We start from the raw sequence: 23,753 nt of genomic DNA on the forward strand, positions 1-23,753 counted from the left end.
AAAATTCACTTTGTTAAGTATATATCGTTTCAGTTCCTTTTTAAAGTGAAATGTCTTTTATTAGTATATGTATACCCGATCTAGGGTGTGATTCAAAACATATTTTAAAGATATGTTTGCAGCTCAAACATTATCACGATATACACCCTAAGGTTAGGGAGAAACAAGCGGAGAATGAATAGAAAGGGAGACTCTTTTTATTGATTTCTAATGATTTTATTCATAGAAAATAAAAAATCAAACTAACATAATATTCTTCCGAAAAAACTTTCTAATTCGACATATTGTGATATAATAATACTCGTTGTGTTAAAAAATCTAACATCAAAAATGAATTCAGCATGAATTGCAAAAACGGGAGGTAAGTATGGAGTCTTTTTTCAGCAAAATGATTAATATTCCAAGTGCCTTTATTTGGGATTATTTAGTCTATATTTTAGTAGGACTTGGATTATTTTTTACAATTCGCTTTGGTTTTATCCAATTCCGATATTTTATTGAAATGTTTAGAATAGTAGGTGAGAAGCCTGAAGGAAATAAAGGCGTTTCATCTATGCAGGCGTTCTTTATTTCTGCGGCATCCCGAGTTGGTACAGGAAATTTGACTGGTGTGGCCTTAGCAATTGCGACAGGCGGACCAGGAGCTGTATTTTGGATGTGGGTTGTAGCTGCTGTAGGGATGGCTTCAAGCTTTGTTGAAAGTACGTTAGCGCAGCTTTATAAGGTGAGAGACGGGGAGGATTTCCGCGGCGGACCGGCCTACTATATCCAAAAGGGGCTTGGAGCTAGATGGCTCGGCATTGTATTCGCTGTTTTAATTACTGTATCGTTCGGTTTAATCTTTAACGCTGTTCAAACTAACACAATAGCGGGTGCCTTAGATGGCGCTTTTCATGTGAATAAAACAGCAGTAGCCATCATTCTTGCTGTTTTAACTGCGTTTATTATTTTTGGCGGTTTAAAACGTATTGTGGCGGTATCACAATTAATTGTTCCGGTAATGGCAGGCATTTATATTCTTATTGCTTTATATGTAGTGATTACTAACATTTCTGCATTCCCAGGAATTATCGCAACAATTGTCAAGAACGCTTTCGGCTTCGAACAAATTGTCGGCGGCGGTTTAGGAGGCATCATTATAACCGGCGCAAAACGGGGACTATTCACTAACGAAGCAGGAATGGGAAGCGCGCCGAATGCAGCTGCGACAGCTCATGTTTCGCACCCGGCAAAACAGGGTCTTATTCAGACATTGGGTGTATTTTTCGATACATTTATTGTCTGTACATCTACTGCGTTTATCGTATTACTTTACAGCGTAACGCCAAAAGGTGACGGTATTCAAGTAACACAGGCTGCATTAAATCACCATATTGGAAGCTGGACGCCGACTTTTATAGCCATCGCAATGTTCTTGTTTGCATTCAGTTCAGTTGTCGGAAACTATTATTATGGTGAGACAAATATTGAATTTATTAAAACTAGCAAGCTATGGCTGAATATTTACCGTATCGCGGTTATTTTTATGGTTGTTTACGGATGTATGGCAGACTTTCAACTTGTTTGGGACATGGCGGATCTCTTTATGGGGCTCATGGCGCTAATTAACTTAGTTGTGATCACACTGCTGTCAAATGTAGCATACAAAGTCTATAAAGATTACGCGAAACAGCGCAAACAAGGACTTGATCCTGTGTTTAAAGCAAAAAATATCCCAGGATTGAAACACGCTGAAACTTGGGAAGATGAGAAACAAGAAGCATAATTTATAAAGAATACGGCTGCATTCAATGACTTGAATGCAGCTTTTTATTTGCCGAAAAAAAGCGGAATCTTTTGATTTCATCAAAAAATAACGTGTAAAGTCCTGATCAAACACTTTTATCCCTGATATACACGTGTCAGCTGTATAGGAAGCAACACAAAAAGAGTCAATAGACAGGCTTTTAAGCCGCCTAAAAACAAGAAATTAGGTTGATAGACAATCATGAGAAAGATTTTTACAATGAGTGCGTGTTTAAAAAAAGAAAGGGAGGGAGAGCGGCAGCTATTAGCCATACGTTCTACATGATTATTTGAAGGAGGAGAGAATGCTATATGAAACGTTCAGTCTCTATCTTTATCGCATGTTTATTAATGACAGTATTAACAATTAGCGGTGTCGCGGCACCAGAAGCATCTGCAGCAGGGGCGAAAACGCCTGTAGCCCTTAATGGCCAGCTTAGCATTAAAGGTACTCAGCTAGTCAATCAAAACGGAAAACCGGTGCAGCTAAAAGGAATCAGCTCACACGGTTTGCAGTGGTTCGGCGATTATGTCAATAAAGACACTTTAAAATGGCTAAGAGACGATTGGGGAATTACCGTCTTCCGGGCGGCAATGTACACGGCTGACGGCGGTTATATAGAGAATCCGTCTGTGAAAAATAAAGTCAAAGAAGCTGTTGAAGCGGCAAAAGAGCTCGGAATATATGTCATCATTGACTGGCATATTTTAAATGATGGCAATCCAAATCAAAATAAAGAGAAGGCAAAAGAATTCTTTAAGGAAATGTCAAGCCTTTACGGAAGCTCACCAAACGTTATATATGAAATTGCTAATGAACCGAACGGTGATGTAAATTGGAAGCGCGATATCAAACCGTATGCGGAAGAAGTGATTTCCGTTATCCGTAAAAATGACCCGGATAACATCATTATTACCGGAACAGGCACTTGGAGCCAGGATGTCAACGATGCTGCGGATGATCAGCTTAAGGATGCAAACGTCATGTACGCGCTTCATTTTTATGCCGGTACACACGGCCAGTTTTTAAGGGATAAAGCGGACTATGCGCTCAGCAAAGGAGCTCCGATTTTTGTAACGGAATGGGGGACGAGTGACGCTTCCGGAAATGGAGGGGTATACCTTGACCAGTCGAGGGAATGGCTGAATTATCTCGACAGCAAGAAAATCAGCTGGGTAAACTGGAACCTTTCTGATAAGCAGGAATCATCCTCAGCTTTAAAGCCGGGGGCATCTAAAACAGGCGGCTGGCCGTTATCAGATTTATCCGCTTCAGGGACATTTGTAAGAGAAAACATCCGCGGTCTCCAAAATTCGAGTGAAGACAGATCTGAGACGCCAAAGCAAGAGAAACCCGCACAGGAAAACAGCATCTCTGTGCAATACAGAACAGGGGATGGAAGTGTGAACAGCAACCAAATCCGTCCTCAGATCAATGTGAAAAACAACAGCAAGACCACCGTTAACTTAAAAAATGTAACTGTCCGCTACTGGTATAACACGAAAAACAAAGGTCAAAACTTCGACTGTGATTACGCGAAGATCGGATGCAGCAATGTGACGCACAAGTTTGTGACATTACATAAACCTGTAAAAGGTGCAGATGCCTATCTGGAACTTGGGTTTAGAAACGGGACGCTGTCACCGGGAGCAAGCACCGGAGAAATTCAAATTCGTCTTCACAATGAGGACTGGAGCAATTATTCACAAGCCGGTGATTATTCTTTTTTCCAGTCAAATACGTTTAAAGATACAAAAAAAATGACATTATATAATAACGGAAAACTGATTTGGGGAACAGAACCCAAATAGTGACTGTTTTGACGGACATCACAATTGGTGTCCGTTTTCATTATCTAATCAGCGGCAAAACAAGGAGGTACAAGCTGTGGACGAAACATTGAAACAGTATATGTTGCTGTTCAAACAAAACAGCGACTTGGTTAACGGACCGGACTATCCAGGAAAGGAAAAAGATATCCAAAACCAAAAAGAACAGATTGAAGCCTACGAAAAACTTCTGCAGCAAGGCTTTACCAGCGATTATGATTATGATGAGTTTGCTGATTCGGTGATCAAATGCGCATACGGTGATATGACATTGGAAGATCTGGAAGCCGTATATTATGGGTTGACTTCGCCATTTTAAAGTTTCTTAATAAGACTTCCTGAAGCTCAGGCATTTGACACTTGAAATGAAAAGCAATCGAAATTGGCCAACCTGCAAGTAATTTTCTTATTCTGTCTCACTAACTTAAGTATACTTTGTTATTGAGACGGAATTTCTTTGAAATTAATTACTTCCTAGAATATATATTATGTTAACTAAAATAAGTCGTAAATCCACACCATTGTTGTTCAGCCTCTCTTATGCCAGGATTATTATCTGTATAAGAAAAAAACTTTAAAGTAGCTCGCGAAAACAATAATTGTTTAGGTGCAATGAAATTTGACAAATCATTGCACCCTTGAGCTTGTAATAATAATCTATTTCGTCAGTTGATTTTTTTAATTGTTTTGCCGCTTCCAATGCCCAATTCGGTTATGTCACTTGTTGCTGGTCTTCTTGATCAAGTCCACGCCATCGTATGCCAGACTCTCCACACTTGCAGCCTTCTGCAGTATGTAATGATCAAAAAAGTTCTTCGTATAGTCTGTAACAAGATTTCGCATCTCTATAGCATCCCGTTCGCCTCTGAGTTCCTCATTAACACTGGTAAACACGATGTCGCAGTAATCTAAATGCGCAACACGATCAACAGAGAAATAATAGGTTTCCATGCTATTGTTAGCGCCAATTATCGCATTCATGTTATAGTTAGGTTCACAAAACAGTAGCAAAAAGGGTTTCTTAAGGTCGCTGTCGAGAAGGTCGAACGCACCGCTATCCAAGCCAATCCCGCAGGCGAACCGGTCGTCGTCCCGGCAAACAATCGCCGTCGCAGGCCCTCCATAAGAATGTCCGACTATGCCCATGCCGATGTCAAGCAACAATCTGCCCTTAAAGATGGAATTCAGCTCTCCAGAGTCCAATTTGTAAAGATAATCGGCTACATACCTTACATCTTCTGCCTGTAATTCACTATACTCTGTTAACTTGGCAAGTATCGGCAGTGTAAGCACGTTATGGCACATCTCAATGGCAGTTTCATCGTCAGGCCGCATCTCCATCTTACCAGCCAACGCCAGCATCTCCGTATCTTCAGAAAACGCCATAATGACATCCGAAAAATCCTTTGATACATTAAACAGGCGCCCATCTTTACGCTTATACATTGTGCTATTCTGATGGCCGATGCTTACCACAACATATCCCATGCTTGCCAAGTCTGTACAGATCACTGTACCCCATTCTGGAGAACCGCCACCGCCGCAAACATAGAATAACACCGGATAGCGCTTTTCCTTCCCGGAGAGAGCAATGTCGTCGTAACACTGGGTCTTGATATCGATAGAGAAAAAATCCTTCTTTTTAAGATACTCAGTGACAAGTGGCTGATCATTAAGCATCTCATAGACTTCAGAAAACATGTACGTTGATGTAGTCTTCCCTTCGCTGCTGTCAGATGGATAATACACAAACGCCGTCAGTTCTCTTTTTGAGTGATCTGATGCCGTGTACTCAACATCCATCTGGGTTCGACCAACAGCATAGCCGCCAATTGGTTCTGGAAATGCGTCATAAGTTTTCACTTTCTTGTTCCCCCTTCATTAATAAAAGTGGCGAATGTGAAATACATACATTGCGCTATAAGCGCTTTTCAAAACTGTTTTAGGGTCTGTTTCAACAAGAACCCAAAAATCGTATTCTAGATCACTGAACAAGCGAACATTCCTTTTTAGTTAAGGACTATATAATTCCCAATAATTATTTCCAAACTTGCTGCTTCTTTTCATGTTAATGAGCGAATACATGTGCACATCTCTTTTAACAAGATTTTTCTATAAAATTTCGACAAGGTTCTACAATACCCTTCTATAAATATTCATAATATCTCAGTGATAGTGCATCGGTCGTTCAGAATGGATCCACTTTTACTTTCCCAAATAATAAAGGGTAATACAACTCTGTCATTTTCAGAAACAGAATTGTATTACCAAAAATTCAAAAAAACCCATCAAATTAAATATATAATTTCTTCCTCTAGTTTATTCCTCTTCTCTGGTTTTGCTATATGGATTTTTGGCAAAACATGTCCGCGGGCCCGCTTGCCTGAGGTCCCCTTAACGATTTGTGACAAATGTTGTCACGCTTTGAGCTGGAAGATGGGCCCAAAAATGATTGCCCGTTACATTGAGATTCGTTCCAGGTTGAAGATTGCTGCTTCCGCTTGTTATCCACCTAGATACCTGAGAAGCAGATCCATTCTGCAACACAAAGTTTTGGTTGACCCCTGTATTGCTTTTGTTAATGGCAACAATAACGACCTTGTTGTCACCTTTATAGGCTGACACGTAAACGTTCGCATTAGGATTTTTCGTTGCATCTACCCTTACATAGCCGGGACGCACAAACTTCGAGAAATGAGCCATATTGTAACCGCGTTTGCTGATCGTACCGTCCTCTTTCATAGGACCGTAAGATCTGCGGATGTACCACCAAACATAAGATTGAAAATCTCCCTCCACCATTGAATGGTGAATATGCTCTGAAACGCCTAATGCCTCGGGCCAGCGATCCGCTGAATTGTTGTCACTGTTTGGATAGTATACTTCCGTCATCCATAGCTCTTTCCCTGCTCCTTTTTGTTTGAATAGAGGATAAGGAAACTGACTGACCTGAGTACCGTACAGGTGAGTTCCGAGAATATCCATATTCCTAAGCGCCTGTGGATCGTTCAAAATGGGGTCCGATATATTTTTAAAGTACTGAAAAGATTCTGGTGCAATGACACGTGCATTAATGGAACCGGCATTTTCTCTCATGAAACGAAGTATTTCTTGCGGAGTCCACCACGTCCATTCGTGCGCATAATCAGGCTCGTTTTGAACAGAAATCGCATAAAGATTCACGCCATTATTCTTCATGTAGGTAACAAAATCGTTAAGATGCTGCGCGTATGCGGCGTACTTATCGTATCTTAGCCGTTTAGCTGATGTGTCACCATTACGATTGAAAGTCTCAACCATATCGCTTGGAGGATTCCAGGGAGAAGCAAAAACGATTGCTCCATGTTTGATCGCACTCTTTGCAGTCTCCACTTCTCTGTACCAATTATTTCTATTTTCATCCACATGAATTCTTAAGATTGAAAAACCTAACTGATTCTGTCCATTGCCAAAAGCGGTTTCTCTTTGAGCTGCTGTCAAATCTCCAATCCAAGCCGGGTGGTTCATGCCTCCAAAACCGCGGATCACTTGTTTTTCTGCAGATAAATTAATTGTTACATCACTTGCTGCTAAAACTTCAGTAGCACCTGGCCCGGCTAACATGACTGACAGCATAGTGAAACATACCAATAATACACAAATTGGTTTTTTTACGCTTGAAATCATTTTTTCCTCTCCTTCATATGTCTTTTACGGTATTAGAAGAATCTGATCTGTCTTCTTTTATATTGCAAACAAAAGGTTGTATATCAAACTTTTCCTTATATCCATAATGGGGGCTGCTCCGGCGTTGGTCAGTTCTGCACCCTTCTCGTTTCTTAAGCGGAGCCATTACGGTGCTATCTTTGCGTAAACTGCCAGTAATCAAAATTAAACAAGTTTCCTGTACCTGTTCCGGTAAATACAAAGAAAACTTTGTGTACACCGGTTGCACCGCTTACCGCAGTTTCTATTTCTCTCCAGGTTTGCGCTCCGCCTGTGGAAGGTACATTCAGGGTTCCTGCAAGCTTACCGTTTGCACTGTCTAGACGCACTTCTATTTTCCCGCCTATAGTGGATGCTACATTTGCTTTAAACGTTCTGGCACCGCCCGCCCCGAAGTCTGCATTTCCTACAGCAATCCAGTCTCCGTTATGAACGCTTGTTACATTTTGATTATTTACCGGCCCGCCGGTTGCTGAAGATTTCTCGGTCAATATGCGTCCATTCCAGGCAAACGTTTCAGCTTCTACCCGGTTAAATGGATTCAAATTGGAAAGCTGTGTTACGCCTGCATAATTTGCCGCAACCTCTTGAATGGATCCATCTGCATTATGCACCAGTTGATTAATATGGGGAGAACGGTATCCTTTGCCGGCCCCGAACAGAGCGGAACTGACAGTTTGAGCATGGTACACCACATACCACTCATTTTTTAAATTGAAAACAGCATGGTGGTTGTTTCCGCCACCTCCGAAAAATGCTCCCGGATTTTTCAGGAAGTGCCCTCTATATGTAAAGGGACCCATGGGACTTGAGCTGGTCATATAGCCGATCTCACCTGGGGGTTTATCGGCCGGGTGCGTGCCCCCGAAATTAATGCAATAGGAATAGTAATATTTTCCGTTATGCTTATGCATTCCCGAATCTTCAAACATAAAAGGCGCATCAATTGTAGCTGCACTTCCAACAACACTGGTCATATCAGGCCCCAATTTCATGACTCTTGCTGTTTTAGGATTGGCCCATTGTCCCTGCGTTGGATTTGAACCGCCAGGAACGCCTCCCCCGGCATACAGGTAACCGGTGCCGTCATCATCTACAAATACTGCCGGATCAAAAAGCCATACAACACCGGACATTCCTGGCGTACTTGGCGTTACGAGCGCTTTTCCGATTGGGTCGGTCCATGGGCCAATCGGGCTGTCTGCGGTGAGAACCCCGATACCTCCGCCGCTGTTTGCGAAATAAAGGAAGAATTTATCCTTACCATTTATCTTTTTAACTGCGACTGACGGGGCCCAGGACGCACCTGCCCATTTCGCAATCCCCCGGCCGCCATTAGCCCCGTTGGCACCTGCTACCGGAATGGCTCCATGGTCTGTCCAGTTCACCATATCCGCTGAAGAGATGACGAATACTCTATTCAAATTGGCAAATGAGTTATCCTTAATCGTTCCGTTGCTATTATATTCATAGTCATCACTTGACATATAGATGTAGACTCTTCCGTTATAGGTCAGCGCAAACGGATCTGCTCCCAAATGATGGTCTATAAGGGGGTTTGAATTCCCTGCATGTTTTGCAATTGTAGTACTGGCTGCATACGCAGACTCCCCAAATAAGCAACTCAATAATAAAGCAAGAACCCATAAACATACGCTACACTTTTTACTCATGACTTAACATCCTCCTTTTTTCTAAAAATGGGGGGTGATCACACAGGTCATGAAGGACACATAAATCGGATGCCGATCATATCATCGAACGGTGAAAAGCGCACTGACATTCAAATAAGTATATTTAGCCCCCCCCTTTTCCTCCGCCATCCTGATGACACGTACCACAGCTTGCCGATGCATGCTGCTGGCAGGAAATAAAAAGGCAGGATTTTTCAAGAGTTCCCTCCGATCACATTGAATAGAGATGCAATATTATACAAAATATCCCTTTATCTAACATCCTAGCATGATTATAATAAATGTGTATAGAATACTTTCGGAGGAATTATTGTTCGGTTTTACAAAGAAACTGGATACATTTATTCATTGAATATATAAGGTGGGAAAATCAGTCTTAAAAGGTTTTCAGGCGCAAAAAAACAGCCGTTCAGAGCGGCTGTTTTTTTTAGAGTACAAGAACTATTGCGGTATACCCGCCGTCCATAACTACGGCCTGACCTGTGATGCCTTTTGCTTTGTCGCTGTCCCTCTCGAGTGCGAGAAGCCTTTATGTAATAAGCCATTCACCCCTTCCTGTAAACCGCTGTAAGTGATGACCCGTTCTCCGCCTTGTTCATAGGGGGCGTCCTGGAAAGCTCTCATTCTGACGCTGTAATATGTTTCTTCCTGCATCATATTCCCCTCCTTTCTAACCTTGAGAATGAATGTTAACTAAACTCATTAAAGGTTAACACTTGTGCAATTAGTGTTCCTCGTAAAATATGCCAACCTGCACGATCAAACTATTAACTTAATGAATCTGCAAGGCCTCATTATTTTTTCATGTTTTGTTCATATTTTAGTAATTGTTTATTCAACACTGTCCTCTAAAGTAATCCATATCAACAAATGTGACAGCCATCTGCATTTTTTATGAAGGGAGGTCAAAACCGGGTGCCGTTATGTTGAGGAAAAAATAAAAACATTAGGCCGTTTTTGCACCGTGGGCGTCGGCAATACGCTGATAGATTTTGGTGTCTTCTTTCTTCTCACCGCTTGTCATGTCCCTTATCTGCTAGCACAGATCTGCTCCTATTCGGCAGGTATCATCAACAGCTATGTGTGGAACCGGAATTGGACGTTTCGTGTAAAACGTAAGGCTGACGGAAAAGAGATCGTGCGCTTTCTCATGATTAATATTGCCGCGTCGGGGATCACCTTTTTGCTGCTTTATTTGTTTCAAAAAGGCGGCTGTTCGCTTTTGGTGAGTAAGCTCGCCGCCACTATCGGTGGAATGATGATGAATTTTATAGGAAACCGAATCTGGGTATTTGGAGATTTGCTGAAAAACATACAGGATCAGGAGTGAAGATGAATGAGAAAAAAAGTGAGAAAAGCGGTCATTCCCGCAGCGGGTTTAGGAACGAGATTTCTGCCGGCGACAAAGGCGCAGCCGAAAGAAATGCTCCCGATTGTAGACAAACCAGCAATTCAATACATTGTAGAAGAGGCCGTAGAGTCAGGAATTGAGGATATACTGATTATTCCAGGGAGAAACAAACGCTCGATTGAAGATCATTTTGACCGGTCGGCGGAATTGGAATTCAATCTGCGGGAAAAAGGCAAGACGGAGACGCTTAAGGAAATACAGCAGATTGCCGATTTGGCCAATATTCATTATATCCGCCAGAAAGAACCGCTCGGCTTAGGTCATGCGGTGCTGTGTGCGGAGCATTTTATCGGAGATGAGTCTTTTGCCGTTCTATTAGGCGATGATATTATGGTGTCTGAAAAGCCGGCTCTTCGGCAATTAATGGATGTATACGCCGATTATGGCACAGAGGTTGTCGGCGTACAGTCTGTTCTCCCTGAGGATGTCAGCAAATATGGCATTATTCAGACATCAGGCTCTCAAAGCCATGTGTATGAAGTGAACGATTTAGTTGAAAAACCGTCTCCGGAAGAAGCCCCTTCCGAAACTGCAGTGATGGGACGATATGTACTGAATCCTTCTATCTTCCCTGTTTTGAAGTCGATCGGGAGAGGCGCAGGCAATGAGATTCAATTAACAGATGCACTTCGTGAGGTTTGCCGTACCCAGCCTATTCATGCGCGGCTTCTGGAAGGAAAACGATATGACATTGGCGATAAATTGGGCTGTTTTAAAGCAAGCACCGAAATCGGCTTAATGCGTCCTGAAATGAGATCTCAGCTTTTAGCTTATTTAGAAGAAGTGCTCAAACGGGAAACAAAAGAAGTGCTGCGATAAAAAAATTTGTAACCATCTTGCTCGTCAATCAGTCATATAATAGTGAAAAAGATAAGGACAGGTTGTGAAGAATGTGGGCAGTTTGATAAGCGAAATTTTAACTTGGCTGACGAATATGGGATATGCGGGCATTGCAATTGGGTTGATGATCGAAATCATACCGAGTGAAATTGTATTGGCCTATGGCGGCTATATGGTATCGGAAGGCACGATTGGATTTATCGGCGCCATCATTGCGGGGGTTATCGGGGGCACCATTGCCCAGATCTTTATTTATTGGATCGGACGCTATGGCGGCAGGCCGTTTTTGGACAAATACGGGAAGTACTTATTGATTAAAAAGCATCACATTGACATGTCAGAAAACTGGTTTCAAAAGTACGGTACGGGGGTTGTCTTCTCGGCACGTTTTATACCGGTTGTCAGACATGCGATATCAATTCCCGCAGGCATTGCCAAAATGCCGTTTCTCAAATTTGTGGTACTGACTGTACTTGCTATCATTCCGTGGTCTATCCTGTTTGTTTATTTAGGCATTCAGCTCGGAAGCCAGTGGGATGACGTTGAGAACATTGCGGGCACTTATACAACACCGATTATGATACTGGCTATAGTGGTCATTGCACTTTATTTTGTCATAAAAAAACGCACAGCCATTTTTAAACGATAGCTAATGGATATGCATAGGGAGGACTCTCCACTATGCATATTTTTTTGTTATTTTCGATGATGATTTGAAAGCTTCATATGTTCCGCTAAAAATGCGACAAACACTTCATCCCGTACAAGAGATGCCGCGTAATTCCTTTTAATAAACCATTCTGCTTCCTCAAAAGCCGAGAAGGTTTCATCCTGTGTCTCCCCGTTAATTTGAATGTTCCATGCGTTGTCCGAAGGAAACAGGAAGAATCTCATTTGTTCGCGATTTTCGTATAATGAGCCGTTTGCCGACCCTTTCAGATTATAGAAATTACGGAATGCATCTGGGCGGACCGGTTCCATTCGGAATGCTTCAGCTACAAACAAATCGTATACTTCGTCCGTTATGGAACAGCCTGAAGCCTTCGCATGCCCCCCGCCTCCGTACCGGCCTGCTACTTCTGAAACATCAATGTAATCATGAATGGTGCGCAAGCTGGCTCGTTTTGATCCCATGCTTAAAATGGCAATGTAATCAAGATGCGGATTGTCTTTTCCGAGTCTGTTTCCGAGTTCAGAATGGTACGATTCTGCGTGAACGATACCTACACAGTGTTCGTGAACAAAGGTTTGCACCATTTCTCTTTTTTTCCTGCGAAGGTAGCGCTCGATTTTCTCTTCTTCTAAATCAAGCAGTTTCACTTCAAATTCATCAAAGAAGAATTCGTCATGGTCAGAAAGCCGCTGAATCATTTTTTGTTCAAATTCATCGATTGAAAGCAAAAAGAAAAGGTCATTGAGCCGCTTTGCCTGTTTTTGATCGTACTGCTCCCATTCCCAAGTGTCGTATTGGCGGATGAGCTCTGTAAATTGATCTAAGGCGTTTGTCGGCTTCATCAAATCATTTTGGACAAGATAGTCGTATAAAAGAGATGTGGCCGATGCAAGACGTCCGTCATCGTATTCCACCTGGACAAATCCCCACTCATGCTCATTCAAATGAAGGGCTGTTTTATGGTGGTCAATCAGTTTCACTTTTCCGCCCGCATGGACATACTCGTTCAGCCTCTTTTCATTTTCTTCATTGACAGCAAGATCCGTGATAAATAAGGCATCGTGTCTGCTGCTCTCTTTTGCTTTTTCTAAGAAGTATTGGACTTGAGCATTTAAGCCGTTGACAGAGTTATAACGGACCTCAACTTCTTTCCCGAAAGCCAATTTCGCAACGATCCCGCACCCTACTCCGTCCAAGTCGTTATGTGAATATAAATGGTACATAATAAAGGCCCCTTTTTATCATACTGGAGATTGCCGCTATAGGTGTGCGGCAGCCTTTATTTACTATTGTAAAAAACAGAGGGTTTTATGCACAGTTGATTAGTTTACATAATAAAATTATCTAAAACAATAAAAAGAGCGCTTATCACGCTCCTGGTACTTCCTTTTAAACTGGATAGACCGGATGTTTTCGATTGGTGAATGTCACTTCCTTTGTCATGTACGCCATAAGCCGTTTGTGCAATTCCTCGCGCAATGAATTGGCTGGGATTACCGCGTCAATGATCATCTCTGAAGCCAAGCGGTATATATTGATGTCCTCTTTGTACTCCTCGCGTTTGCTGCTGATAAATTGAGCCTTCTCTTCTTTCGGCAGCTCGGAGATTTTTTTGGCATAGACAGCGTTTACGGCTGCTTCAGGGCCCATTACGGCGATTTGTGCGGTTGGAAGCGCTATGCAGCAATCCGGTTCGAAAGCCGGTCCGGCCATAGCATATAATCCCGCTCCATAGGCTTTTCTCACAATTACAGAAAGCTTGGGGACGGTTGCTTCTGACATCGCTGAAATCATTTTGGCTCCATGGCGGATAATTCCGGCCTGTTCTACCTTTGTGCCGATCATAAAGCCGGGAATGTCCGCTAAGAACAGCAAAGGAATATGAAAGGCGTCGCATAATGTGATAAATTTAGCGGCTTTGTCCGCTGAATCGTGGAATAAGACACCGCCTTTTACTTTTGGCTGATTCGCGATAATTCCGACAGGATGTCCGTGAATCCTCGCAAGACCTGTAATGATTTCCGGTGCGAATAAAGCTTTGATTTCAAAAAAAGAGCCTTCATCTATTACACGATCGATCAGCTCAAACATATTAAAAGGTGCATTTTGGTTTTGCGGAATAACGTCGGAAAGCGGTATGTCAAAGAGCTTTGGCGGCCGTTTTTCTTGTACAGGCGCTTTTTCTTTATAATTTGCCGGAAAGTAAGATAAATATGAGCGTGCCAAGTGAATGGCTTCTTGTTCAGTTTCAGCGAGAATATCTCCGCAGCCAGAAACTGAACAATGCATGCGGGCGCCTCCCATCTCTTCAAGTGACACCTTTTCGCCGATCACCATTTCCGCCATCCGCGGCGAGCCTAAATACATGGACGCGTTACCGTCTACCATGACGACAATATCGCAGAAGGCAGGAATATAAGCACCCCCAGCTGCGGACGGGCCGAATAGAAGGCAGATTTGGGGAATGCGCCCTGACAATTTGACCTGATTGTAAAAAATTCTCCCTGCGCCTCTTCTGCCCGGAAATACATTGATCTGGTCGGTGATTCTGGCGCCTGCCGAATCGACTAAATAAATGAGCGGACAGTTTAATTTTTCTGCTGTTTCTTGTATTCTGATGATTTTTTCGACTGTTTTTGCTCCCCAGGAGCCTGCTTTCACTGTAGAATCATTTGCCATGGCGCAGACGGTTTGGCCGCCGATTTTACCAATGGCGGTTACGACTCCGTCGGCGGGAAGCCCGTCTGACATACATTCTGCAAAAAAAGCGTCCTCAAGCTCGATGTCATCATCAAATAAAAGGGCAAGCCGCTCTCTAACAAAGAGCTTGCCTTTTTCTTGGTTGCTGCGATGATACTTCTCCGCTCCGCCTTTTTGTATCCTTTCCGCCCGTTCTGTTCGTTCTTTTTCATAATCCATAAGGTATTCCCTCCGATCTTTATTCTCCCGTGTATACGGCACGTCTTTTTTCTTGAAAGGCTTGAAGTCCCTCTGTCCTGTCCTTTGTCGGGATCGTGTGTTCATACGCTTTTTGTTCAATTGATAATCCCGTTGCAAGGTTTGTTTCCAATCCTTTATTGATCGCGAATTTAGCCTGGCGGACGGCAATTGGTCCGTTAGCTGAAATGGCTTCTGCCAGTTCCTCTGCTTTCGCCATAAGCTCACAAGAAGCCGTAACATGTTCTACAAGGTTTATCTCTTTGGCTTCATGTGCGGTTATGCGTCTGCCTGTATAAATGAGTTCTTTTGCTTTTCCTCTGCCGATCAGACGTGGAAGTCTTTGTGTCCCTCCTGCGCCTGGGATAATAGCTAAAGCCGTTTCCGGAAGGCCTAACGTAGCGTTCTCGGCTGCTATTCGGATGTCGCATGCCAATGCCAATTCAAGCCCGCCTCCTAAAGCACTTCCGTTTATGGCTGCTATCACCGGCTGCGGCAAGGCTTCGAGTAAAGCAGCGGTTCTGTGAATGAAGGATACACTTTTGAGAACCTGATCTTGTTTCATTTTTATTCTTTCTTTTAAGTCTGCTCCCGCACAGAACGCTTTTTCACCGGCGCCTGTCAGGATGACGCAGCGGATTTTCGTGTTGAATTCGATTTCTTGGAGAATGGATTGCAGGTCTCTAAGCATTTCTGCCGAAAGGGCATTTGCCGCATGGGGCCTGTTAAGGGTGATGACAGCAATGTGTTCTGTTTTTGCAGTGAAAAGAATAGATTCTCCCATTGGTATTTCCTTTCTTTTATAAAGATGATTTATACACCTGTAAGTTTCGGCTCGGAAGATGTTTCCCGATTTTCTCCTCGATCCATTTGGCTGCTGGAAGTAACTTGGCGAGCTTTACGTTTGTTTCGATTCCCATTTGATCAAGCATGTACACGATATCTTCTGTCGCGGCATTTCCCGATGAACCTGGAGCATATGGGCAGCCGCCAAGCCCGCCCGTTGAGCCGTCAAATGTGGTGATGCCCATTTGCAGAGCGGTGAGAATGTTGGCGAGAGCCGTTCCCCTTGTATCATGAATGTGGAGTGCGAGCTGGCTTGCCGGGAATCGTTTCAAAAGCGCTTCAAGTACGATTTCAACCTGTACAGGATTTGCCGCGCCGATCGTATCTCCAAGCGATAGTTCAGAAATTCCGAATTCAAATAAAGATTCTGCCAGGCGAATCACTTGTTCGATCGGTACATGTTTTTCATACGGACAGCCGAAAACTGTGGAGAGATAGGCTCTTACTGTAAGATTTGCTTTTTTTGCGTCGTCTGTTACTTGTTTGAGAACTTGGAGAGTGTCAGCAGTGGATTTGTTGATGTTTTTTACGTTGTGTGTTTCGCTTGCGGACATAAAGACAGAAGCTTCGTCAATACCCCCTTCCAGCGCATTCTCCAGTCCCATTTGATTAGGGACAAGTGCTGCGTACGTGATGCCTTTTACCCGGCTGATGCCTTTTGCCACATCTAGAGCATCTCGAAGCGCGGGAATCCATTTTGGATGAACGAAGGATGTTATTTCGATATAGGAGAGTCCTGTCTGGGAAAGCTGGTTGATCCAAGTGATTTTGTCTTCTGTTGCAAGCCACACCGGTTCGTTTTGCAAGCCGTCCCGCGGGCCGACTTCTCTTAACATGACTTTTTTAGGATAGGACATGGTAAGCCTCCCCAATTATTGAGTTGGATCGTTCAGTTCGAGCAGCACATCACCTTCATTCACGAAATCACCTTCCTTTTTTTTCACTTCTTTGACTGTTCCGCTTCTCTCTGCAACAATCGGGATTTCCATTTTCATTGATTCTAAAATGGCGACTTCCTGGCCTTTTTCAACGTGGTCTCCGGCTTTGACATGCACCTTCCACAGGTTCCCTGCCATTTGAATGTGTATCGTCATGACAGCTGCCTCCTTTATAAGTTGTTTTTCAAAAAATCAGTTGTGACGTCTCCTTTTTTGAATGCTTCTGATGAAGCAGCCTGTAAGAGAAGCGGAATATTCGTTTTGATCCCTTCTATCCGATAGTCACGGAGTGCCTCCTTTAGCCTCTCAATCGCTTCCTCTCTGTTTTGGCCTTTGACGATCATTTTGGCGATCATCGGATCGTAAAAAGGCGTAACTGCGCTCCCTGTTGTTACTGCACATTCGTGTCGGACTCCATATTGTTCCGGGAGAGAAAAAGCGGTGATTGTTCCCGGTGACGGATAGAAGGTTTTCGGATCTTCCGCATATATTCTGACCTCTATGGCATGCCCGTTTCGTTTTATGTCCTGCTGAGCGAATCTGAGAGTCTGTCCCTCCGCAACCCTTAATTGCTGCTCAACTAAATCTAAACCTGTAATTTCTTCAGTCACGGGATGTTCTACCTGCAATCTCGTATTCATTTCCAGAAAATAAAAGTTTTTATTTTCATCGACTAAAAATTCGATCGTTCCCGCATTGGCATAGCCAATCGCTTTGGCTGCTTTCACTGCCGTTTCTCCTATCTTCATTCTCAGCTCATCATCAACAAATGGAGATGGGGCTTCTTCAATGACCTTTTGGTGGCGCCTCTGGACAGAACAATCACGTTCAAACAGATGCACGGCATGCCCGTGGTGATCGGCAAGAATTTGAATTTCGATGTGGCGGGCGTGTTCAATCACCTTTTCTATATACATGGACCCGTCTCCAAAAAAATCTGCTGCTCGCTTTTTGTTTCCTTCATACGCCTTTATCAATGCTTCTTCGTCAGGAACGAGCTGCATTCCGATGCCTCCTCCCCCTGCTGAAGCTTTCAGCATAACGGGGTAGCCGATTTCACTCGCGGCGAGGCAGGCTGCCTGAATATCTCCAAGGGATTCGGAAACACCCGGCACTACAGGAACACCTGCCTCCTCCATTGCCTTTCGTGCTTCAATTTTACTTCCCATTTTGGCAATCACAGCGGGTGAAGGACCGATAAATACAATGTTTTCTTCTTTGCAGCGTTGCGCGAAACGGCTGTTTTCAGACAATAATCCATATCCAGGATGGATGGCGTCGGCATTTGCCTTTTTCGCCGCCTCTATGATTCTCTCAATATTTAAATAGCTCTCACTGACTCTCGATTCTCCGATATAATAAGCCTCTGTTGCTGCCTTTGTATGGAGCGCATCTCTGTCTGCTGCAGAATATACCGCTGCCGTTTTGATCCCAAGGCGGCTGCACGTACGTATGATTCTCATTGCGATTTCTCCGCGATTGGCAATCAGCACTTTTGTAAACAAATGAAATCACCCCTCATTGACTTGATGGTAAGTGAAACAGCTGAATCGTTTTTTCACGCAGCTTGTATTTTTGAATTTTGCCTGAGGCCGTCATAGGATACTCGTCTGTAAAGATGAAATAACGCGGAATTTTGTGGCGGGCGATTTTCCCTTTGCAATAGGTTTTCAGCTCTTCGGGTGAAGCTGTTTTTCCCTCTTTCAGCTTAATCCAGGCAGCTGCCTCCTCCCCGTATTTTTCGTCAGGCACACCAACTACCTGTACATCTAAAATATTAGGATGACGGTATAAAAATTCTTCTATTTCTCTCGGATAAACGTTTTCACCGCCTCTGATGAGCATGTCTTTTAATCTCCCGTTGACGCGGCAGTATCCGTCTTCATCCATCACAGCGAGATCACCGGTAAATAGCCATCCTTCTGGGGTGATTGCCTTTTGGGTAGCTTCTTCGTCTTTATAATAGCCCTTCATCACATGATAGCCGCGGGTGCAAAGCTCTCCCTGTACGCCTCTTTGAACCTCATTAAACGTGCCGGGCTCCACAATTTTCACTTCGACCTCTGGCAAGGCTCGGCCGGTTGTTTCCACTCTTCTTTGGAAGGAATCATTAGCTCTTGTTTGTGTGATCACCGGCGAAGCTTCCGTTTGTCCGTAGGCGATTGTGATGTCTGTCATGCCCATTTTTTCAATGACAGCTTTCATCACCTCACTCGGACAGGATGATCCTGCCATGATGCCTGTTCGCAACGATGACAGATCATAAGAATCAAAATCTTGAAGATGAAGCTCCGCGATAAACATCGTCGGTACACCGTGCAGTGCTGTGCATGTCTCGTTTTCAACCGTTGTAAGGACTGTAGCAGGTTCAAATTCTACAACAGGTACCATGGCTGCTCCGACGGACACACATGCCAAAACGCCAAGCACGCAGCCGAAGCAATGGAAAAACGGAACCGGAATGCACATGCGGTCAGATGAGGTTAATTTCATACATTCAGCGATATTTGCGGCGTTGTTGATGACATTAAAATGAGTCAGCATCACTCCTTTAGGAAATCCTGTCGTTCCTGACGTGTATTGCATGTTAATGACATCATCTTTTTCAAGGCTGCTCATTCTTGCTTCCAGCTCGGCATCTGACACTGTTTGTGCCAACATCTCTGTATCGTCCCAATGATACATACCAGGTAAACGTTTTTCACCGATATAAATCAATGTTTTTAAACACGGATAGCGTTCTGATTGCAGCTGCCCGGGCTCTGCTTCCTTCAGCTCGGGAATTAAGCTGTTCAGGATCTCTGTATAAGAAGTGCCGCGATATGAATCCATGACGATAAGTGCATCCGCATCTGATTGTCTCAGCAAGTAATCAAGCTCTTGGGATTGGTAATTTGTATTTACGGTAACGAGCACAGCCCCGATTTTTGCGGTGGCGAATTGAGCAGCAAGCCATTCCGGTATATTCGAGGCCCATATGGCCACGTGGTCTCCCTTTCTAATTCCCATCCCCATGAGCCCTTTAGCGGTTTGGCGGCACAGCCTGTTGAATTGCGCGTACGTATAGCGGAGATTCCGGTCGGGATAGACAACCGCTTCTTGATCAGGATAGGCTGCTGCCGTTTGTTCCAGCAGCCTGCCGATTGTGCAATGGATGAGTTCAGACATGTGTCGGTCCTCCTTTCACGAGATTAGAAAGCGTTTACATTTTATTTTAGAAGCTGTCTGGCGATCACGATACGCTGAATTTCTGATGTGCCTTCTCCAATTTCCATCAATTTTGCATCCCGCAGCATCCGTTCAACCGCATATTCTCTCATGTAGCCGGAACCGCCATGGATTTGAATCGCTTGGTTGCATGCCCTTGTTGCCATTTCAGAGGCAAACAGCTTGGCATAAGCCGCTTCTTTCGTAAACGGGCGCTTATGATCTTTCAGCCAGGCAGCTTTTAATACCATTTGCCGGGCAAGATCGATTTCCATCGCCATGTCGGCAAGTTTAAACTGAATGGCCTGAAAGGAAGAGATCGGCTGTCCGAACTGCTTTCGTTCTTTCGCATAGGCTAAGGAGGCTTCAAGTGCCGCTTGGGCAATGCCGACTGCAAGAGCGGCAATTGAAATGCGTCCGCCATCCAGGGTATGAAGAAACTGTTTAAATCCTTTTGAAGGGTCGCCGAGCAGGTAACTTGCGGGTACACGGACATCCTCAAGCAAAATTTCCGCTGTATTTGATCCGCGCACGCCCATTTTATCGTACGGGCTCGTTATGGTAAGGCCGGGTGTGTCTGTCGGAACAATTAATGCGGAGATGATATTATTTCCGCTCTCATTTTTGCCTGTCACTGCCGTCACAATCACCGTACGTGCATAGCTGGCATTTGTGATCCAGCATTTTTCGCCGTTAATCACATATTCATCACCATCTATCACCGCTTTCGTTTGCGTGCCTCCTGCATCAGAGCCGGCATTTGGTTCTGTCAGGCCGAATGATCCGAGTGCTTTTCCGGAAGCCAGAGGAATCAAATGGTCCCGTTTTTGTTCTTCTGTCCCGAAGTAATATAGAGGGCTTGCACCGAGTGAAACTGCAGCTGCATAGCTTAATCCTGTACTGCCGCATGCTTTGCCGATTTCTTCAACAGCTAAGGCATAGGAAATCGTATCTCCGCCTGATCCTCCATATTCCTCAGGAAAGGGGATGCCCATCAGTCCGAGATCACCCATTTTTTGAAACGTTTGTATCGGGAATTCACCCGTTTGATCTACATGTTCTGCGTGAGGAGCAATTTCTCTCTTTGCAAAATCCTTTACCATTTCACGAACCATTTGCTGTTCTTTTGTCAGCTCAAAATTCACTTGGTTTCCTCCTTCACATCTTTGTAACATCCTATTAAGTGAATTCAGGAATCATTCCCTGACAAAAGAAGTCTGAAAATTAAAACGTCAGCGTTAAAATTAACCGGTGATAATAAGCATTTTCCTTCGTTCGGGCTTTTGCTGATTTTAGCTTTTCGGTTGGCGGACGCTGATTGTTCTTTACGTTTGCCCATGAACTGTCGCACACATGACGAACCACCTCCAGCATCAGGTTCTCTTTTGTGCGAAAATGATAATAAACGGTTCCTTGCGTGACATTTGCTTGTTCGGCAACTGATTTTAACGTCATTGTAGTCCCTTGATACTTCTCATAAATCCCCCACTTTTTTCTGATAATCTCGTTCAAAATGGCTAATCATTTTATGTACTGTCTTTATCTTATGTTTAGGAATGATGCCGCAGTTTTTAAATACTTCGTCATGTTCATAGATTGAAAATATATTTTGCAAGTGTGCCTCTTCGATCTTTTTTAATACGAAATGCTCAGTTTCCAATACAGATAATTCAGCACCGGCAATACGTTTCTTGTCTCATTCATAAAAACGCAATTTGTTGAAAAAGACGGCTAGTAAACAGCCGTCTCTGCGGGCTATTGTTTTATTTTTCTTTTCGAGGCCTTGCTTTCGTTATGAAGCCGGTCTGCGGACGTGACATAATACGTATATGTTTTATTTGGTTCTGCCGTGTCATCCAGGAAGGTTTGCTTGTCGTTTGTTTTTCTTGCTGTGGCCAGCAATGTTTGCTCCTGTTTTCCTTCAGCCCTGTATATCGCATAATAGGCTGTTTCCTTTGTTTTTCGATTTGATGAGTGGTCTTGTATGTGCAGGAGGTTTCCGTTATCGTCTGCGGTTACTTTGGTCAGTTTCGGTTTTTTCGGCGCTTTGCTGTCGAGCCAAGGCATTTCGGGTACCAATGCAGGCTTGCTGTACAGGTCGGTGATGAGTCTGTCTTTGATGCCGAGCGGATTTTTATTGAGGTCTTTAAGGCTGAAATGCATGCTTCCTTTCACCAGCTCCAGCTGACGGTTGAGATTGATTTGTCTGGCGTATTCTTCAGGGTCGGACCAAGGCGGGTCAAAATTGTTATTGATTTTATAGGCTGCCTGCCCGATGTATAAATGAACGGGTCTGTTTTTGACCTCGTTGCTCCACCAATCAGCCAGCACGTCATAAGCGGCTGCGTTGAAGCCGATGCTCCAGTAAATTTGCGGGGCAATATAGTCGATGTCGCCTTGCTGGATCCAGTGTCTCGTATCTGCATAAAGGTCGTCATAATTTCTGACACCTGCTTTGGTATTCGATCCGGTTGGGTCGTCTTCTGCGTTTCTCCATACACCGAATGGACTGATGCCGAATTTGACATATGGTTTTTCAGCTTTGATTGTTTGATTGATTTGGCTGACAAGCTGGTTTACATTATCTCTTCGCCAGTCATCAATATCGGGAAACGTGTCTTTCCCGTATTGTTCATACTGTACGGTATCAGGAAATTCCTGTCCGGCTATTTTATAAGGGTAAAAATAATCATCCATATGAACGGCATCAACGTCATAATGCTTTACGACTTCTTCAATGCCTTTGATGATAAAATCCCTCGCTTCAGGGATGCCGGGATTATAATAAAGCTGCTTACCGTAAGCCACGACCCAGTCCGGATGCTTTCTTGCCGGGTGATCATCAGACAATTTATTGAGATCTGTATGGTTCATCGTAATGCGGTAAGGATTAACCCAAGCGTGAAATTCAAGATTTCGTTTATGGGCTTCTTCAATCATAAAAGCGAGCGGATCATAACCTGGGTCTTTTCCTTGAACACCAGTCAAATATTCAGACCAAGGCCCGTAAGCGGACGGATAAAAGGCATCGGCCGTCGGCTTAATTTGAACGATGACGGCATTCATTCCCATTGACTGAACGTCATCCAGCAGGCTGAGATACTCCTGTTTTTGCGCTTCAATCGATAAGCCTTTTTTTGACGGCCAATCAAGGTTTAGTACGGATGCAATCCATACGGCTCTCAGTTCCCTGTCCGTTTGTGCTTTGGCCAGATAAGGAACCGATATGATTAACGTTCCGATGAGCAAGCTGACAAGAATACGTACAATCGGCTTTTGACAACCCTTCATTCTGTTTCTTCTCCCCCATTACATCGCTTTCACTATTCGTTATTACGGTATTCCCGGGCTGTAAAAGGGTGCTTAATCGGATTGAAGAAACCGGATTTATAACCGGCTGAACGTAAAAAAGTCCCGAAGCCTCTTTACCCTGCTTTAGGACTTTTTATCATTTATGAGAATTTGGACACTTTTTAACACGTCTACGAGTTTTACGCCGACGCCGACAGCTGATTCAAGAATGGCCTGTGCGCCTGCGATCGATAATATGAAAATCACCGGAACAGCGATATCAGGTAAAAAAAGATAGCCAAGCCCGATCAGGATGGCACACCAAACGCCCGCGCACCAGTAGCAATTTAACATATAGCCAAAGTTTGAGGCCGGCACGTTTTTTTCATTCACATGCCCGTTTGCATCAACGGTTCTTTTCTTTTTCATAAAAGGTTTTCGGATGAATTCAGTAATTTTGTCGAATACAATTAAGTGTGTCAGCCTGTAACTCGCCAGTATCAGCATAAAAAAAGTAAGCCAAGAAAGATGTTCCATGACAAGCCTCCAAGAAAAAGGATGATGTTATCATTCCCCGCTTTTTTGCATCCATTCTT

19 protein-coding genes and 2 pseudogenes are annotated in these 23,753 nt (G+C 43.8%); 6 read left to right on the forward strand and 15 right to left on the reverse strand.

Going from position 1 to position 23,753, the window contains the following annotated elements:
* Positions 1-367: 367 nt before the first annotated feature.
* From NYE43_RS09870 to NYE43_RS09880, 3 genes are all read left to right on the forward strand, one after another.
* On the forward strand, positions 368-1,765 hold the full coding sequence (locus NYE43_RS09870) for an alanine/glycine:cation symporter family protein (protein WP_024121597.1): 1,398 nt from the start codon (positions 368-370) through the stop codon (positions 1,763-1,765).
* Between the two features lie 332 nt (positions 1,766-2,097).
* On the forward strand, positions 2,098-3,597 hold the full coding sequence (locus NYE43_RS09875; RefSeq protein ID WP_341061717.1) for a cellulase family glycosylhydrolase: 1,500 nt from the start codon (positions 2,098-2,100) through the stop codon (positions 3,595-3,597).
* A 76-nt stretch (positions 3,598-3,673) separates the two neighbouring features.
* The gene (locus tag NYE43_RS09880; RefSeq protein ID WP_101861294.1) at positions 3,674-3,934 is read left to right on the forward strand and encodes a YnfE family protein; all 261 of its coding nucleotides are present in this window, start codon (positions 3,674-3,676) and stop codon (positions 3,932-3,934) included.
* Between the two features lie 398 nt (positions 3,935-4,332).
* Here NYE43_RS09880 and NYE43_RS09885 read toward each other — a convergent pair whose 3' ends face one another.
* From NYE43_RS09885 to NYE43_RS09900, 4 genes and pseudogenes are all read right to left on the reverse strand, one after another.
* Positions 4,333-5,478, reverse strand: coding sequence for an alpha/beta hydrolase (locus NYE43_RS09885; protein ID WP_341061720.1), 1,146 nt, complete (start codon positions 5,476-5,478; stop codon positions 4,333-4,335).
* 531 nt (positions 5,479-6,009) lie between these two features.
* Positions 6,010-7,281, reverse strand: a complete 1,272-nt coding sequence (locus tag NYE43_RS09890; RefSeq protein ID WP_341061721.1) for a glucuronoxylanase — start codon at positions 7,279-7,281, stop codon at positions 6,010-6,012.
* Positions 7,282-7,454: 173 nt separating this feature from the next.
* Positions 7,455-8,993, reverse strand: coding sequence for an alpha-L-arabinofuranosidase (gene xynD / locus NYE43_RS09895; RefSeq protein WP_341061723.1), 1,539 nt, complete (start codon positions 8,991-8,993; stop codon positions 7,455-7,457).
* 525 nt (positions 8,994-9,518) lie between these two features.
* Positions 9,519-9,668 (reverse strand): annotated as a pseudogene (locus tag NYE43_RS09900) (6-carboxyhexanoate--CoA ligase); the annotation flags it as partial.
* 218 nt (positions 9,669-9,886) lie between these two features.
* Here NYE43_RS09900 and NYE43_RS09905 point away from each other — a divergent pair.
* The 3 genes and pseudogenes from NYE43_RS09905 to NYE43_RS09915 all read left to right on the forward strand — a co-directional run bounded on the left by NYE43_RS09905 (position 9,887) and on the right by NYE43_RS09915 (position 11,914).
* Positions 9,887-10,344 (forward strand): annotated as a pseudogene (locus tag NYE43_RS09905) (GtrA family protein).
* Positions 10,345-10,350: 6 nt separating this feature from the next.
* Complete coding sequence (gene galU, locus NYE43_RS09910) at positions 10,351-11,244, forward strand: UTP--glucose-1-phosphate uridylyltransferase GalU (protein WP_341061725.1); 894 nt, start codon at positions 10,351-10,353, stop codon at positions 11,242-11,244.
* A 73-nt stretch (positions 11,245-11,317) separates the two neighbouring features.
* Positions 11,318-11,914, forward strand: a complete 597-nt coding sequence (locus NYE43_RS09915; RefSeq protein ID WP_014113955.1) for a DedA family protein — start codon at positions 11,318-11,320, stop codon at positions 11,912-11,914.
* Positions 11,915-11,961: 47 nt separating this feature from the next.
* Here the strand turns inward: NYE43_RS09915 and NYE43_RS09920 are convergent, their stop codons facing one another.
* The 11 genes from NYE43_RS09920 to NYE43_RS09970 form a co-directional block, all read right to left on the reverse strand.
* Complete coding sequence (locus NYE43_RS09920) at positions 11,962-13,161, reverse strand: DHH family phosphoesterase (protein ID WP_326323858.1); 1,200 nt, start codon at positions 13,159-13,161, stop codon at positions 11,962-11,964.
* A gap of 166 nt (positions 13,162-13,327) precedes the next feature.
* Positions 13,328-14,857, reverse strand: a complete 1,530-nt coding sequence (locus NYE43_RS09925; RefSeq protein ID WP_326323859.1) for an acyl-CoA carboxylase subunit beta — start codon at positions 14,855-14,857, stop codon at positions 13,328-13,330.
* 19 nt (positions 14,858-14,876) lie between these two features.
* Complete coding sequence (locus NYE43_RS09930) at positions 14,877-15,659, reverse strand: enoyl-CoA hydratase (protein WP_216394433.1); 783 nt, start codon at positions 15,657-15,659, stop codon at positions 14,877-14,879.
* Between the two features lie 16 nt (positions 15,660-15,675).
* A complete protein-coding gene (gene ldeG, locus NYE43_RS09935; RefSeq protein ID WP_216394432.1) occupies positions 15,676-16,578 on the reverse strand; it encodes a hydroxymethylglutaryl-CoA lyase in 903 nt (300 codons plus the stop codon).
* A gap of 15 nt (positions 16,579-16,593) precedes the next feature.
* Positions 16,594-16,815, reverse strand: coding sequence for an acetyl-CoA carboxylase biotin carboxyl carrier protein subunit (locus NYE43_RS09940; protein WP_024121611.1), 222 nt, complete (start codon positions 16,813-16,815; stop codon positions 16,594-16,596).
* 14 nt (positions 16,816-16,829) lie between these two features.
* A complete protein-coding gene (locus NYE43_RS09945; protein ID WP_326323861.1) occupies positions 16,830-18,164 on the reverse strand; it encodes an acetyl-CoA carboxylase biotin carboxylase subunit in 1,335 nt (444 codons plus the stop codon).
* Positions 18,165-18,177: 13 nt separating this feature from the next.
* Positions 18,178-19,827: an AMP-binding protein gene (locus NYE43_RS09950; RefSeq protein WP_095713938.1), complete on the reverse strand. Its 1,650-nt coding sequence runs from the start codon at positions 19,825-19,827 to the stop codon at positions 18,178-18,180.
* Between the two features lie 41 nt (positions 19,828-19,868).
* A complete protein-coding gene (locus NYE43_RS09955; RefSeq protein WP_095713939.1) occupies positions 19,869-21,011 on the reverse strand; it encodes an acyl-CoA dehydrogenase family protein in 1,143 nt (380 codons plus the stop codon).
* Positions 21,012-21,090: 79 nt separating this feature from the next.
* Positions 21,091-21,321 (reverse strand): TetR/AcrR family transcriptional regulator, encoded by a 231-nt coding sequence (locus NYE43_RS09960; RefSeq protein WP_049809933.1) that lies wholly within the window; start codon positions 21,319-21,321, stop codon positions 21,091-21,093.
* 300 nt (positions 21,322-21,621) lie between these two features.
* Positions 21,622-23,157 (reverse strand): glycoside hydrolase family 10 protein, encoded by a 1,536-nt coding sequence (locus NYE43_RS09965; RefSeq protein ID WP_341061732.1) that lies wholly within the window; start codon positions 23,155-23,157, stop codon positions 21,622-21,624.
* A gap of 144 nt (positions 23,158-23,301) precedes the next feature.
* Positions 23,302-23,694 carry a DUF1360 domain-containing protein gene (locus tag NYE43_RS09970; protein ID WP_010334451.1) on the reverse strand — a complete coding sequence of 131 codons (393 nt, stop codon included), beginning with the start codon at positions 23,692-23,694 and terminating at the stop codon, positions 23,302-23,304.
* Positions 23,695-23,753: the final 59 nt, after the last annotated feature.

The organism is Bacillus sp. FSL R5-0434, assembly GCF_038004745.1.
Lineage (GTDB): Bacteria > Bacillota > Bacilli > Bacillales > Bacillaceae > Bacillus > Bacillus halotolerans.